8 protein-coding genes are annotated in these 15,752 nt (G+C 58.2%); all 8 read left to right on the top strand.

The genetic code is table 11. From position 1 onward, the window contains the following. Positions 1 to 34: 34 nt before the first annotated feature. The 8 genes from QZ460_RS04185 to QZ460_RS04150 all read left to right on the top strand — a co-directional run bounded on the left by QZ460_RS04185 (position 35) and on the right by QZ460_RS04150 (position 15,676). Positions 35 to 1,255 carry a hypothetical protein gene (locus QZ460_RS04185; RefSeq protein ID WP_290540342.1) on the top strand — a complete coding sequence of 407 codons (1,221 nt, stop codon included), beginning with the start codon at positions 35 to 37 and terminating at the stop codon, positions 1,253 to 1,255. Positions 1,256 to 1,415: 160 nt separating this feature from the next. Then, positions 1,416 to 2,078, top strand: a complete 663-nt coding sequence (locus QZ460_RS04180; protein WP_290540341.1) for a family 20 glycosylhydrolase — start codon at positions 1,416 to 1,418, stop codon at positions 2,076 to 2,078. Beyond that, positions 2,047 to 3,213 (top strand): AGE family epimerase/isomerase, encoded by a 1,167-nt coding sequence (locus tag QZ460_RS04175; RefSeq protein WP_290540340.1) that lies wholly within the window; start codon positions 2,047 to 2,049, stop codon positions 3,211 to 3,213. The genes QZ460_RS04180 and QZ460_RS04175 overlap by 32 nt, the downstream gene beginning before the upstream one ends. A 289-nt stretch (positions 3,214 to 3,502) precedes the next feature. Beyond that, positions 3,503 to 7,474: a hybrid sensor histidine kinase/response regulator transcription factor gene (locus tag QZ460_RS04170; protein WP_290540339.1), complete on the top strand. Its 3,972-nt coding sequence runs from the start codon at positions 3,503 to 3,505 to the stop codon at positions 7,472 to 7,474. Positions 7,475 to 7,757: 283 nt separating this feature from the next. Beyond that, a complete protein-coding gene (locus QZ460_RS04165) occupies positions 7,758 to 10,760 on the top strand; it encodes a TonB-dependent receptor (RefSeq protein WP_290540338.1) in 3,003 nt (1,000 codons plus the stop codon). Positions 10,761 to 10,779: 19 nt separating this feature from the next. After that, entirely contained in the window at positions 10,780 to 12,177 is a 1,398-nt protein-coding gene (locus QZ460_RS04160; RefSeq protein WP_290540337.1) for a RagB/SusD family nutrient uptake outer membrane protein, read from the top strand. 22 nt (positions 12,178 to 12,199) lie between these two features. Then, positions 12,200 to 13,414: a basic secretory protein-like protein gene (locus QZ460_RS04155; protein WP_290540336.1), complete on the top strand. Its 1,215-nt coding sequence runs from the start codon at positions 12,200 to 12,202 to the stop codon at positions 13,412 to 13,414. 15 nt (positions 13,415 to 13,429) lie between these two features. After that, a complete protein-coding gene (locus QZ460_RS04150; protein WP_290540335.1) occupies positions 13,430 to 15,676 on the top strand; it encodes a hypothetical protein in 2,247 nt (748 codons plus the stop codon). Positions 15,677 to 15,752 lie beyond the last annotated feature (76 nt).

The raw sequence follows: 15,752 nt of genomic DNA, 5'->3' as shown, positions 1-15,752 counted from the left end.
GAACCAAGAATTGTTCTCCAACTTATATGAATCGATGAAAACAACCATTTTCAAGACTCTTTGTCTGCTGCTGGCCCTCGGGGTGACGGGCGGACGGATTTGGGCCGCTCCCCCTCCCATGAGCCACACCGAGCAGCGCATTCGGGCCAATACGGTCAATTCGGTCAATGCCAACTGGCCGTTCAAATTCGGTGGCCCCTATTACAGCCACCTCTTCATCAATGACATCTGGGCCGACAGCGATCCGATCATCCCCTGTCAGTCGGTCTACGACGTGCAGATTGCCGCCCGTCTGGGCTTCCGCTTCATCGAGGGCAACGTCCACGCCACGGCCACTCCCGGCAAGTACATCGTGATGCACGGCGTGCGCGGGTGTCTGGGGGAGCAGGTTACCGATCTGGAAGGCCGTTCGGTGGCCGATGTGGTGATTCGCGAAACTCCTTTCGACGAGCTGATGCAGCGCTATGTCTACCGCTCGCGCTATGCCAAATACCGTACGCACATCTCTTCGCTGGAGGATTTCCTGTTGGAGTGCCGTCGCAACAACATCGCTCCGATGCTTTCGCATGTCGATGCCGAGCAGGTGCGCATCACACGGTCGATCATGGGCGACAACTTCATCCTCTACTGGGGGACGCGCGAGGAGTTCCGGGGCCCGATTCTGGAGTATCATACTTATAAAAGCATCGCCGAGATTGTGGACCGTTGCCACTACATGGGCCCTCCCTATCTCTATTGCATGGGGAATGTGCGTGACTTTACCGACGAGCAGCTGCGCGTGATCGTCCGCGAGGTCCATGCTCAGGGCTGCCATATCGGATATGCCGGATGTTACGAGACCCCGCAGACCAACCAGAAATTGCTCGACATGGGTTTCGATTTCTCGGCTTCGGGATGGGACATCAACGAAATCGAGAGCGGCAATCTGTGCAACCTGACAGCCGATGTGCGCTTCGACGACTTTGCGACCAACGGCTCGGTGCGTGATGCCGTGCTCCGCCTCAAGGAGGGCGAATGGCTCAGGCCGCAGGTGAAGCTGAAGCCCGAATTCCTGGCCGGAGGCAGTCTCCACATCCGTTTCCGCGGCAAGATCCGTGTGGATATGGGGCGGCACATCCATTCGGAGCTGGAGTCGGACGGCAGTCGTTCGATGTGGATCAGCTCCTACTTCATGGAGCAGGCCCCCACGTTCCGGATCACGGCCTGCGGAGACGTCGAGGTGATCAATGTGACATACAAGGCATCCAAAATGTAATCCGTTATGAAATACACCCCGACGGGCAAATGCCTTCCGGAAACCCTTCTGGCCGCAGGCTGTGTCTGCACGGCATCGGCACAAAGGCCGAAATCGGCCGTGGCGGAAGGGTGTCCGGGCGACGGTCCCGGGAGGAGTCCTGCTCTTATATGAAACTGTTATGTTGCGTATTGTTACCTTGTTATGTGCGGTGCTTGTGCCCTGGATGGTTGCGGGCGCCGGTTGGATGAAGGGCGATTCGTCGTCCGATCGGGTGGAAGAGGGAGTGTCGCCCGGAGTGAGCCTTGTGTCCATGCCGGCGCAAATCGAGGAGTCGGGAACCCGGTTCCTCTTGCCGCGAACCCTGGCGATGGATGCGAAAGACGGCATTGCCGCCGCCCGGCAGGGCAACGATGTCATCATGACGCCGTGCGACTGTTTCTATCTGGATTATTACCAGACCCCCGATCCGGAGGCTAACGGCGAAGCGTTGGCGATCGGCGGATGTGTCACATTGGAAAAGTGCTGTTCGTTCGACACTGCGGCGGGTCTCGATGCCGAGGATCAGCACTATATGAAAGGTGTTCAGGCCAATACTTGGACGGAGTTCATGCCCGATTTCGACCACGTGCAGCATATGATTCTTCCCCGTATTGCTGCCGCGGCCGAGATCGGCTGGACTCCCCGTAAGAGCGAATACGTCGATTTCCGCGAGCGTGTCCGCCGGGTCTGCTGCCGCTCTATCGTATGCGCGGATACAGGTATGCCGGTTACGCATTCTGACGGATGCGAACCCGAAAAACAGGAAAATCATGGATTTAGGACAATTGTCGAAACGCTATAAGGAGGAGCTATTAGGGAATGTTTTGCCCTTCTGGCTTGATTTCTCTCAGGACCGTGAGTTCGGAGGCTACTATACGTGTCTGGACCGCAAAGGGAATGTTTACGATACGGACAAGTTCGTCTGGCTCCAGGGCCGCGAAGTCTGGCTTTTCTCGATGCTCTACAACAAGGTGGAGGTGCGCCGGGAGTGGCTCGACTGTGCCCTTCGCGGAGGCGAGTTTCTGAAGAAGTACGGGCACGACGGCTCCTGCAACTGGTATTTCTCGCTCACGCGCGAAGGCAAGCCGCTGATCGAGCCTTACAACATCTTCTCGTACACCTTTGCGACGATGGCCTTCGCCCAGCTATCCAAGGCCTCAGGGGATCCGGAGTACGCCCGGATCGCCAAGCAGACGTTCGACCGGATTCTGGAGAAGCGCTCCAATCCGAAGGGGCAGTGGTGCAAGTCCCATGCGGGTACCCGCCCGATCAAGGATTTTGCGCTGCCGATGATCCTCTGCAACCTGATGCTCGAGATCGAGCACCTGCTGGACCCGCAGCAGATCGAGTCAACGATCGAGTCGTGTCTGCACGAGGTGCTGGATGTCTTCTACCAGCCGGATCTGGGTCTGATCGTCGAGAATGTCTCTGCGGTCGACAATTCGCTGGTGGATTCGTTCGAGGGTCGTTTGATCAATCCGGGCCACTCGCTCGAGGCGATGTGGTTCGTGATGGACATGGGCCGGCGTCTGGGGCGTCAGGACCTGATCGACAAGGCGGTTCGGATCTCTCTCCGTACGATCGAGTACGGGTGGGACAAGACGTACGGCGGCATCTTCTACTTCATGGATCGTCTGGGTCATCCTCAGCAGCAGCTGGAGTGGGACCAGAAGTTGTGGTGGGTCCATCTGGAATCGGCCATTGCGATGCTCAAGGGCTACTGGCTCACGGGTAACGCGGAGTGTCTGTCGTGGTTCGAGCGTCTGGATTCGTACATGTGGAGCCACTTCAAGGATCCAGAGTATCCGGAGTGGTTCGGTTACCTGAACCGCCGCGGCGAGGTCCTTCTGCCGCTCAAGGGCGGGAAGTGGAAGGGCTGCTTCCACGTTCCGCGCGGCCTGTACCAGCTGTGGCAGATCCTCGAACAGTGTAAATAAGACGATCTTCAGCCTTGCGACAGCAAAGCCCCCGTTCGGCGACGGACGGGATTGGACAGATGTAACGATTTGATTAGCGGGTCGTTACATTTTTTTGTATCAATAACAGGTGTCGCGAAGGCGACGGTTTGGGTTTGGCTGGTTGCACGAAAATGCCGCATGTCAAATAACCTTTGCTTCACTTTTTTGTCCATTTTTCCAAGTCCGTTTTCTGTTTTTGATTAAAACTTGCTATCTTTAACTCGTGTTTTCTCGTTTTCCGCATACGTCATGGCTGTCGGCTTGCCGGTTGTTGCTGTTGCTATCCGCTCTGGCGCTGGCAACGGGCCTTTCTGCCCGGTCGCTGGTCAAGGCGAACGTGCAGCTGGCGAACAACGCCGTGTTGGCGATGTACCAGGACGAGGATGCCAATATGTGGATCGGAACCTACGACGGACTGCATCTCTACAACGGCAAGAACACCTTTGTTTTCCGCATGGAGCTGGACAACGAATTCTCGCTGTGCAGCAATATCGTGCTGGAGATAGTCCCGGCCGAAAAGGGCTACCTGTGGGTGTCCACTTCGCTGGGAATCAATAAATTTTCCCTGCGCGAGCGACGCGTTGTCGAAAGCTACATGCAGTATGTGGACGTGGAGAATATCGCTTCGGACAGCGAGGGAAACACCGTGCTTTTCTCGGGCGAGGATTTTATCTCCTGCTACCGCCCGGAGCGTGCCTTTTTCGAGGATGTGTATGTTCCGGGCGTCCGCGCTGCGGAGATTGTCGCCGTCTGGTCGGAAGCGCCCGGGGTCTTCTGCTCCTTGGAGCGGGACGGAGAACTGGTGCGTTACCGACTCAACGACGGCGAGGGGAAAAGTATCGTGCGGGTATCCGGGCACCAGCTCTCCGTGAGTCCGGTGTGCAAGGCGTTCTTCAATGGCGGCAGGATCCATTTCGTCGACTCCTCGGGCGAATTGTGGCGGTATGTGTGCAAGGACGAATCGCTGCTACGGCTATCCGATCTTTCGCAGCTGGGCGAGACAGGCTTTACCGTGTCGGCGATCTGTCCGTTCGGAGATGAGGTTTATGTGGGCTTCCTGGCCGGTGCTCTGGGCCGTGTTCCCGAGGAAGGAGGTCCTTGCAAGCTGATTGCCTCGGACTACCGCGTTTTCTGCCTCTGGGCCGACCGCAACCAGGATATCCTTTGGGTCGGAACCGACGGCTACGGGGTTCATATGTACTGCGACAAGGAGGAGCTGTTCACAACGCTGCTCATGGAGGACATCCCGCAAAAGGTGCTCAAACCCGTGCGGGCCATCCACACCGACGACAGGGGAAACCTGTGGATAGGCACCAAGGGCGACGGCGTGATCCGCATCCGCGATTACGAAAGCTATGGCGGCGGGAATATTCCCGTCAGCCACCTGACCAGTTACGACCGCAGCAAGGGACTTACGAGCAACGAAGTTTTCAGTTTTTGCAGCAGCCCGACCCGGAATGTCTTGTGGCTCGGAACCTCGGGTCCGGGTCTTACCTATTATTCATACGACGACGACCGGATGCGGACGCTACCCTTGCAGCCGGGGATGCCGGAGATCCGCGGCGTCCACCAGATGTGCGAGGTGAACGACTCTACGCTCTACCTCGCCTGCGATATGGATGCGCTGGTCGAACTGACGATCGGAAAGGGCGACAAGCCCGTCGTGACGGCGATGCACCGTTACCGGTTCCGGCTGGATCGCCGCGACTGCAATGAGTTTTATGCCCTGATCCGCGAAAGCGACTCGACGCTGCTGTTGGGCCTGCGCGGCGGCTACGGGCTGATACGCTTCGACATGCGGACGAAGAAGTACGCATTTGTCGATATGCAGCGCCTGCAAAGCCGGGCACTTGGCGATTTGCTCTGTCTGTGCAAGAGCCGTGAGTCGGGACTCTACTGCGGTGCCAGCTCGGGGCTGATACTGCTTACGCCCGAGGGGGACATCCGGCAGTTCAACCGCCGCAACGGCATTGTCAACGACATGATACACGGAGTGTTGGAGGATGCGCACGGCTGCATCTGGCTGAGCACGAACAAGGGTCTCACGCAGTACAGCCCCGGCCATGACTTTTTTCACAACTACTCCTCTTCCGATTTGCGCGTCATCGAGTTCTGCGACGACGCTTACTGGAAATGTCCCTATACCGACCGGCTCTTTTTCGGCGGCGTGAACGGCGTGGTGTGGATAGACCCCGGGAGCGAGCTCCCCTCCAGCTACAAACCCCGGCTGCGCTTCATGGATCTCGAACTGTCGGACGGAACACTCGTGCCGCTGTCGGATTATACGGGCAGCGGGCATGACCCCCTCCCGGTGCGTATTGCACCCCATACAACCGACTTCGCCGTCTCGTTCGTAGCTGTCGACCACCTGAATGGCGATAACTACGAGTATTCCTACATGCTGGAGGGTTATTCCGACGAGTGGGTGGAATTGCAGAAGGACAACCGCATCGCCTTTATGAATATCCCCGCGGGCAGCTACCTGCTGCACGTGCGCTATAAGAGCAACGTCATGGACCGTGCCACGCAGGTCTACACTCTGCCCCTGACGGTGCTGCCGCCGTGGTACCGCACGACGGTGGCCCTTATGTGCTATATCCTGCTTGCGGCGGGGCTCGTGTGGCTGTTTGCCGCCTTGCTGCGCCGGCATTACCGCAGGCAGCAGCAGCGCGTCGTGGCCCGGCTGGAGGAGGAGCAGCGCGAAAAGCTCCATGAGGCGCGGCTCAATTTCTTCGTCAACATTTCGCACGAACTCTGTACGCCGCTAACGCTTATCAACGGCATGAACGAGCGCATCGCACAGCTGAGCGCGGAGAATCCGCAGCTGCACAAGTATACGGATGTGATGCACGAGAATGTCAAGGGGCTGAACGACCTGATTCAGGAAATACTGGATTTCCGGAAAATCGAGGAGGAGGGATTCGGCCGCGTTCATATCCATAGCGTCGATATCGCCGCGATGCTCTGCGTGCAGGTCCGCTCGTTCGCCGACGCTGCGGAACGCAATGACATCGAACTGCTGTTGGAGGCTCCGCCCGAGCTGACGTGGAACACCGATGCCGCATGTCTGAAGAAAGTGATCTTCAACCTCCTGTCCAATGCGATGAAATATACGCCTCAGCGGGGTTGTATCCGCATTTCGGCGGCGGCAACTGGTGCCGGGCTGGAACTGAAAGTCCGGAACACGGGGCAGGGAATAGCCCCCGAGCAGCTGGCTCAAGTCTTCGACCGTTACCGTATTCTGGACAGTATGGATCGCAATATGTACACCGACTCCACGTCGCGCAACGGTCTGGGACTCTTCATCTGCCGCGGGCTGGTGCAGGCGCTCGGCGGGGAAATTTCGGTGGATAGCGAGGTCGGCAGCTATGCCGAATTTACGGTGCGCTTGCCATACCGCGAGGTGACGGACGAGGATGCCGGTGCGGAGGCGGTGCCGAAGTCGGCCGAAGTCGCTCCGGCCCTGCCGCGCGGGGGTGAAAAACCCCTCGTGCTGGTCGTGGACGACAACAAGGACATCGTATGGCTGATCGAATCGGCGCTCTCCGGCGAGTTCCGCGTCAGCACGTGCCACGATGTGGACGAGGCGCTCGCGCGTCTGGGCGAGATGACGCCCGACTTGATCATCACCGACATCGTCATGGCGGGCGCGAGCGGACTGGAGTTGGTGAATGCCGTGCGCAGCGATAAATTCCTGCGCGGTATCCCGATCGTCGTCGTTTCGGCAAAGATTACCGAGAGCGAGCAGGTCGAAGGTCTGGCGTCGGGAGCTGACGCCTACCTGACCAAACCCTTCTCCGTGCCCGTGCTCTGCGCCACGGTCGAACGGCTGATAGCCAGCCGCCGGATGCTGAAGGATTATTACAATACGCCCGAGAGCGTCTATACGGTTGTCGAGGGGCAGAAGATGCATCAGACCGACAAACTTTTCATGGACACCGTCGTGGACACCATCCAGGAACATATCGAGAGCGAGAACCTGCGCATAGAGCTGATTGCGGAACGCCTCGGACTGACGGCACGCAATTTCTACCGGAAGTTCAAGAAGATTTCGGGGCGCACGCCGAGCGAGTTCATCAAGGAGTACCGTTTCGAATATGCGGCCCGCCTGCTGACGACCACGAACCTCACCATTCAGGAGATCATGTACCGTGTGGGGATTTCGAACAAGTCCTATTTTTACCGCGAATTCCAAAAGAAATACGGGCTCAAACCCAAGGAATACCGCATGAAGCAGTAGTTTGCTCCGGGAGCGGAAAAAGTATCCTGATTTGCATAAAAGAGCTGGTAATTTGCCTCATGCGAATCAGGATACTTTTTTTGTCCGCGGTGCATCCCTCTCCCCGGGGCTGTTCGCTACATTTGTAAAAACCTCAAACCGAACTGCTGACTTTCCATGACTGAAATAGTCCATCCTCTCAAAACTGCAGGCAGCGTTTCTGGATCCGAAACCGACGCTCCCGCATGATTCTACAAAACTACTGTTCTACGGAAACCATTTTATCAACCTAAACCAAAAATTAATGAAATTGCACATTTTCTCTGTTTGTATGGTCCTGCTCTCCCTGCTGCCGGGATTGACCGTCTCGGCACAGGAGCAGAAGACGACTGCCACGCGTACGGTGGTTGTCGTTGATCAGGCGGGGCCGGTAATCGGTGCGAGTGTCGTGGTCAAGGGAACCGTATCGGGCGCCTCGACCGATGTCAATGGCGTTACAACGATCGCTTGTCCGGACGACGCCGTTCTCTCCATATCGTATGTAGGCTACAGTACGCAGGAGGTAGCCGTCGCTTCGCGCACGAAGATCGAAGTCAGACTCATGGAGGACGCCCAGCGGCTCGATGATGTCGTGGTCGTAGGTTACAACACCGTACGCCGCGCCCAAACCACGGGAGCCCTCTCGCAAGTGAAGGGCGAAAAACTCCAATTCCAGTCGTCGCCGACGCTTGAAAACCGATTGCAGGGCCAGACGCCCGGCGTGATGATCTCCAGCGGTTCGGGACAACCGGGCAGCAACGACCTCTCGATCCGCATTCGCGGTACGGGATCGATCAATGGTAGCAACACGCCTCTTTATATTATGGACGGCGTGATGGTGCAGTCGGCCGATTTCGCGGCGCTCAACTCCAACGACATCGCCGACATCCAGGTGCTGAAAGACGCTTCGGCTACGGCGATCTACGGTTCGCGCGGCGCCAACGGCGTGATTGTCATCACGACCAAAAGCGGCCAGAGCGGACGCACGAACATCAACTACCGCAACCAATTCGGCTTCTCGTTCCTGGTGGATTACATCGATATGATGAACAGCGAGCAGAACCTCCAGTATCAGCTGCAGTGCGTGATGTCGGAACCCAACAGCAACTTCTATCCGATGATGCAGTACCTCAAGCGCGAAAAGGACGGCACGGCCTCGGAGGCCGACCTCGCGCGTCTGGCCAAGGCCCGCGCCACCAACACGGACTGGATGGACCTGATGACCCAAACGGGTTTCCTGCAGGAGCACAGTATCTCGGTCTCGGGCGGCAACGACAAGACTCGGTTCTTCATCTCGGGCTCTTACCTGACGCAGCAGGGAATTCTCAAGAAGTCGGACCTCAACCGTTATTCGACGCGTTTCAATATCGACCACAAGGCGACCAAGTGGCTCGACCTGGGACTGAAGGCCACGGCCGGTTACAGCAAGACCAACTTTGCAGACCCCGAAGCCGGCGCCGGACGCCAGAACTGGGGCAACCCGTGGTTTACCACGCTGCTGGCCTATCCCTACGAGTCGCCCGACGACTGGTACAACGTCGACAACCCGACGCTCATCACCAAATATTTCAACCGCGAAACGGGCGGTCTGAAAACCGTCGCTTCGGTGTATGCGAAAGCCTCCATCACGGACTGGCTCTCCGTAAAGACCAATTTCGGACTGGATTTCATGTACGACCGCAGCGTGACGACACTGCACCGCGACCATCCCAATGCGCAGCAGAATCACGGTTACTACGGACAGTCCTCCTCGGAGCTGTTCCGCTACACGTGGACCAATACCATCAACGTCAACAAGGATTTCGCCAACGGACATTCGCTCAACGCCGTAGCCGGCATGGAGATGTTCCAGGGCAAATGGTACTCGTCGAACTTCACGGGCTACGACCTGAATTCGGACATGATGCAGTCGCCGTCCGGTATCGGTGACAAGTCGGGTTCATCGCTTTTCCCGCCCTCGATCGGCGGCGGACGCACGATGAGCAACCTCTTGTCGTTCTTCGCGCAGGCCAGCTATTCGATCGGCAACAAGTACAACTTTTCGGCCTCGCTTCGCCACGACACCTCGTCGAAATTCTACGAGGACAACGCCAGCGCCACGTTCTGGTCGGTCGGCGCCAGCTGGCTCCTCTCTTCGGAGTCGTGGTTCGACAACGCAAAGTGGCTCAATCAGCTGAAATTGCGCGCCAGCTACGGCACGACGGGTAACCAGGACGGCGTGAGCGACTTCGGAACGTTCGACGGCTACTACAACTCGTCCTACAACGGCGAATCGGGCTACAGCCACGGCCAGCTCGGCAACAGCGAACTGCGCTGGGAAACCTCGGCCCAGACCAATGTCGGACTGGACGTGTCGGTACTGGATTCGCGTGTGAATGTCACCTTCGACTTCTACAACATCAAGACCAAAGACCTCTACATGTCGAAGAACATCTCGATGACCAGCGGCTTCGGCTCGATTTTGGCCAATGCAGGCTCCATCGTCAACCGTGGTGTCGAGCTCAGCGTCAACACCACGCCCGTCAAGACGCAGAACTTCCAGTGGGATCTCGGGTTCAACTACACCTACAACAAGAGCGAGATTACCGATCTGGGTACCTGGTCGAACAAGGAGGGGCGCTACAAAAACGGCAACACCCTCTATGAACTGGGTCGTCCGCTCGGTACGTGGATCATGCCTTACTATGCAGGCGTCAGCCCGGCCAACGGCATGCCCGTCTTCTACGACAACTACGGACAGTTCACGACCGACATCAACCAGGCGTATATGGCCGACCATCTGGGAACCTATGAAGTGCCCGTCTTCGGCGGCATCACGACCCGGCTGCGCTACAAGGGCGTGCAGCTCGACGCACAGTTCACCTATGCCTACCACTATACGGTGATGAACTGCCAGCGCTGGTATATAGACAACCACAAGTTCAACGGCAACAAGCCCGTGCGCATGCTCCGCATGTGGATGAAAGAGGGCGATGTGACCGACGTGCCGGCTTTCCGCGACGGCATTCAGCCCTCGCCGATGGCCTCGCAGTTCCTCGAGGATGCCTCCTACCTGCGTCTGAAGACCCTGCGCCTGTCGTGGGCGCTGCCCGAACGCTGGATGCGGAAGACCGGCTTCATCCGCAACCTGACGCTCTATGCACAGGGCGAGAACCTCGTGACATGGACGGGATATACGGGTGCCGACCCCGAGGTCAACGGTGCGCAGGACGTCATGGCCTATCCGAAGCCCCGTACCATCACGTTCGGTGTGGATATGAATTTCTAATCCTAAAATGAACCAGACAATGAAAAAGATACAATCGATATGCATCATGGCGCTGCTGGCGGCTTTTACGCTCTCGTCATGTAACTATACCGACCTCGATCCCACGGACATGGTCGGCCCCGACAAGGCGTTCGGCAACGTGCAGAACGTCCATAAGGCCGTGGTCGGCATTTACGGCATGGCCAGCCTGCGCTCGAAACTTTCCGTTGCGGAATATATCGCCGACGACTGCGTGCAGGGCGGCGACTCGGGTGGCGCCGGAACCGACCTCGCCGGCTGGGTCTACACCGCCACGTCGGGCGAAGTCGCCGGCTTGTGGGCGCATTACTACAGTATCGTCAACCAAGCCAACCGCGTGCTTCACTACGGCCAGAAGGTGGTGCCGCTTAACACCGAAGAGGAAACCTCGCTGCAGGTGTCGCTCGGCACGGCTTACTTCTTCCGCGCCTATGCGCATTTCGAGCTGCTCTGCTTCTTCTCCGATTTTTCGAACGACGAGGCGCAGGGCATCCCGTACGTCAGCCATTATCACGTGGTGGGCAATCCCTCGCGCGACAAGGTCGGCGCATGCTACGAGCAGATCATGACCGACCTCACACGCGCATACGACATGCTGACGGTAGCGGCTCCCGACCTGGCGGCCGACAACAAGGCGACCAACTCGACGGCCTACATTTCGCAGGCTGCGGTCGATGCACTCCGTGCGCGGGTCTCGCTCTATCACAAAAAGTACACCCACGCCTACATCTATGCCAGCAACGCCCTGCGTGCCGTAGGTATCGCCAAACGCGGCGAGGTGCAGAACCTCTGGCTGGACAAGTCGAACGCCGGTACGATTTTCAAGCTGTCGCGTCCCGCAGGCTCGTCGGAAATCGGGACCCTCTTCGTGGGCCGCGACTATTCGAGCGTTTTCCGCCCGAGCAATGAACTGCGCGCCCAGTTTTCAGAAAAAGACGTCCGCAAGCCGATCTTCTTCGAATACGGCCGTGACCGCGCCGGGTCACCCGTGTGGATGGTCACCAAGTGGTTCGGCGACGCGTCGGACATCGGCCGCCTCGACGAGAAAATGTTCCGCGCCGAGGAGATGCAGCTCATAGCCATCGAGGCGCTGATGATGCGTGAGAACCCCGACCTGGCGGAGGCCAACCGCCTGCTCAACGAACTGCGCGCCGAACGTATCGAAGGCTACGCGCCGCAGACCTACGAGGGGCTGCTGGCCGAGCTTATCAAGGAGCGCCGCTGCGAGCTGGTATGGGAGGGACACCGCCTGTTCGACGCGCGCCGTCTGAAAGTGGCCATGACGCGCGAGGGCAAGACCCTTTCGGCCGACGACTACCGTCTGACGCTGCCGATTCCGCAGGCCGAAATCGACTCCAACTCGGGCATCTCGGAGAGCGACCAGAATTACGGATATTAACGGACTTTAAAACCTGAAAATGATGAAGAAGATAACATATATGCTTTTTGCGGGGGCGCTTCTCTGCTCCTGTGCCGATGAAGAGCCGCATTTCCTGCCGGCCCCGGGCGGCAGCGTGGAGATCGGCGGCATCGGCGCCAAGCCGTCGTCCGACGTGGGGGTGCTCCTTGACGACGACCTTACGACCTACTTCGAGGCCGAAGTCGGCGCTGAGAACAGCGTCGAGGCGGTCGTGGATTGTAGCGCCGGGCGGATCGTGGCCTACACGCTCGTATCGTCGGGCGTGGTGGAGCAGGGCGACAACGGCGTCGAAACGCTCTACGACCCCGTGTCGTGGACGGTCTACGGGTCGAACGACGGCGCGTCGTGGAACGAGGTGGACAGCCGTTCGGAGATTGCGTTCATCGCCCGTTTCCAGAAACATATCTATTACCTGAAGACCCCGGCCGAATATGCCAAATACAAGTTCGTGTTCAAGGCCAACGGCGGCGACAAACTGACGCTTTCGGACATCCTTTTCCACAAGGAGGACCCCTATGCCACGTGGAAAAACTTTAAGTCGCCCGAAATCCTGTTCATCGACCTGGCCGAGGACAAGGGTTCCAAACTCTACGACGTGCTCGTGCAGGACAAGATCGCCTACCTGAAGTGGCATGCGCTGGAGATTTGCACCCTCCTCTATTTCAGCGATGAGGACGAGCGCTTCCCGGTGAACACCATCGAGTATTTCCTCGAGCCGATGCCCGGCGAAGTGTCGTACAAGGGAGGTTCGTCGCCCAAAATCAACATTCATTACTCGACCGACTGGATTCAGAAATCGGCCAACGAGTCGCTGCTCAAGTTGAGCCTCGAAACGCGCGGCGTGCTTTTTCACGAGATGGTGCACGCGTTCCAGCTCGAACCGCAGGGCATTCCCCCTTACAGTCAGGGCAATCTGTCGTGGTCGGCAATCGAAGGCCTGGCCGACGCGGTGCGCACGGTGGCGGGCTACCACGACTATGCCACCCGCAATACCAACGGCAGCCTGATGTCGGGCTACCAGACGACGGGCTTCTTCTGCTACTGGCTGACACAGACGAAGGACAAGGACGCCATCCGCAAAATCAATGCGTCGATGCGCACGATCAATCCGTGGAGCTGGGATGCGGCGCTCAAATATGCGCTGGGCGAGGATGCCAATGAACAGGCGCTTTGGGCGCTCTACAAGGCCGATAAAACCAATTACCAAAAACGCTAAATCTGGATGACAGCCATGAAAAAAATAACGATATTTCTGGCGGCCTTGCTGCTCGTCTTTGCTGCGGGATGCCGTGAGGATGTTTCCCTCGACGGACTCGAGTCCCAGACCAAGGAGGAGGGCGCCTCGGCCGGCGAGAATGCCGAGTCGGCAGCCGTGAAAGAGGCGCTGACCTACAAAAGTATGCTGGAATACAATTGGGTGGCGGAGTATGAGCCCGCTGCCGGGAAAAGCTATACGATTTTGTTCAACTTCATGTCCGACAGCTCGGTGGCGAGCGACTCGCCCGTTTCGGAAAACGAGAAAAACCTGGCTCTTTTCAGCGTTTCGGCACTCAGGGAGGGCGGCGCGGTTATCACGTTCGACGGCCCCACGATGCTCAGCGACGAAAGCATCGAGTCGGAGTTCCGCGAGAAGCAGCTCATCGTCAAGTCGACGACCGAGACGACCATCAACTGCGTAGGCGCCTCGTCGGGCAAGCCTGTCGTCTTGACCAAAGCCACGTCGGATGACGTCCTCAAGCTGGGCGAGAAGTTGGTATGGCTGGCCCTGGCGAAGAAAAACGCCATGCAGGGCGTCCTGCGCGACAGTGAGAATAAGTTCCTGGCCCGCTATGCCGTCGACAAGAAGTCACACAAAATGGAGTTCACCTGGATCAATGCTACGGACAAGGACGCCAAACACGAGTCGGCAGCCTTCGAACTGAAGGTGACCGACGCACAGTACGGCATCCAGTGGCCGGCCATCACGATTAACGGGGTGGCGTACAGTTCGCTCTCCTACACGATTGCCGGTGAAAGCCTCGCCTTCAACGTGGCGGAAGCGAAAATCACCGCCCCGACCGAGGCGCATCCCGGCTTCGTGGACAAGTCTTCCAAGCAGTATAACCTCGGAGGCAAGCTCAAGTGCGGCACAGCCCACCCGACGCTCTGGTCGGTGCTGGCTTCGGACAAGTTCCGCAGCATCCTCTTCTATCCCTATGCCGACGATATTCCGCTGCGCGTGGAGGTCTATGCGGGCGACGGAACGACAGCTAACTACCTCTTCGTGAACGATTATACGAACGATCCCAAGACCGCACGCTTCGACAACGACGCCGACTGGATTCGCTTCTACGCCAGCAAGCAGGGCGACTTCCTGAAGATTCCTACCGGTTCCGAGATCACATCGTACCCCATCAGGCAGGTGGCCTCCGACCTGAAACCGTTTACCGATTTCTATTTCCATGCCGACGGCCTGTACGTAATCGAGGAGAGCGATTCGAACGGCAAGGGCTTTTACCTGATTTCCAAGACGGGCAACCTCTGGGTGAAGGTGCGCGACGGCCTCCACTCCGAAGGCGGGGACAAGAAGCCGGGCGGCGAGAATCACCTGGCGCAGCTCGTGGCGCAGGGCATGAAACCCTACGGTACGTTCTTCGACAGCAGCAACAAGAATTTCAAACTGCACTACACCCTCAATGCGGAGGCTGGCATGGCCGATCTGATTTGGATCGAGGATTCCGAGGCGGTCTACACCGAAGGCAATTACCGGGAGATGGCGCGCAACAAGGCGCAGTACAAGACCGTGTCCGTCGATGCGACCGAGGCGGGTGTCATCACCTTCCGGGAGCCGCTCAAGGTGGGCGGGGTCACCTACAAGGGCCTTACATGGGCGAAGACCTACACGCCGAACGTGGAGGGGCTTTCCTGCACGATCCGCACGCCGATGCAGAGCGAGGAGCATCCGCTGGAGTATTTCTTTACCTATCCGGTCGACAAGTACGAGGGCGGAACGCCGGTATTCATTCCCCATTCGCGGCTCTGTCTGCCGACGACCGAGGATGCTATTCCGGGCATGACGGGCGCGGATCGCTATATCTTCTACCCCAACATGCAGTCGAACGGCAGCACGCCCGGCGGACCTTGTGCCATCGAGGTTTTCGCGGTGGGCAAGGGACAGCGCATCGACATCAAGTCGTTCTGCAACGGGTATGAAACTCATCCCGTATCCATCGCCGTCAGCGCCTACAAAGTCGAAGGCGACCGCATGATTTTCACCAAAGGCGCCGTGACGGGTGCATTCGCGAAGGCCGACGGCAGCAAGATGAGCAGCGAGGAGTCGCTGAAACTCGTCAAACCGCTCGAGCGGCTGCTCTTCGGCGAGCGGGGATTCCATGTCTACAAGGCAGAAAGCGTCCCCTATGACGGTAACAAGCACTATTTCTACCTGGTGAGCCCCGATCCTTCCTATCCTTACTGGATCAAGATACGCGAGGCCTGATGGCCTGCTGCGGACGGAGGTGCTCCGGCCTTGACCGGGGCATCTCCCGTCCTGTGGTACAACAAACCGAAATGAC

The organism is Alistipes sp. (genome assembly GCF_020026455.1).
Lineage (GTDB): Bacteria > Bacteroidota > Bacteroidia > Bacteroidales > Rikenellaceae > Alistipes.
Note: the sequence above shows the minus strand (reverse complement) of the source record. Positions and strands in the feature narration are given on the sequence as shown.

What these genes read in the sequence shown, in the direction of transcription:
- QZ460_RS04155 (WP_290540336.1), top strand. Translation starts at nt 12,200, where the DNA reads ATGAAGAAGATAACATATATGCTTTTTGCGGGGGCGCTTCTCTGCTCC.
- QZ460_RS04160 (WP_290540337.1), top strand. Translation starts at nt 10,780, where the DNA reads ATGAAAAAGATACAATCGATATGCATCATGGCGCTGCTGGCGGCTTTT.
- QZ460_RS04165 (WP_290540338.1), top strand. Translation starts at nt 7,758, where the DNA reads ATGAAATTGCACATTTTCTCTGTTTGTATGGTCCTGCTCTCCCTGCTG.
- QZ460_RS04175 (WP_290540340.1), top strand. Translation starts at nt 2,047, where the DNA reads ATGGATTTAGGACAATTGTCGAAACGCTATAAGGAGGAGCTATTAGGG.
- QZ460_RS04180 (WP_290540341.1), top strand. Translation starts at nt 1,416, where the DNA reads ATGTTGCGTATTGTTACCTTGTTATGTGCGGTGCTTGTGCCCTGGATG.
- QZ460_RS04185 (WP_290540342.1), top strand. Translation starts at nt 35, where the DNA reads ATGAAAACAACCATTTTCAAGACTCTTTGTCTGCTGCTGGCCCTCGGG.
- QZ460_RS04150 (WP_290540335.1), top strand. Translation starts at nt 13,430, where the DNA reads ATGAAAAAAATAACGATATTTCTGGCGGCCTTGCTGCTCGTCTTTGCT.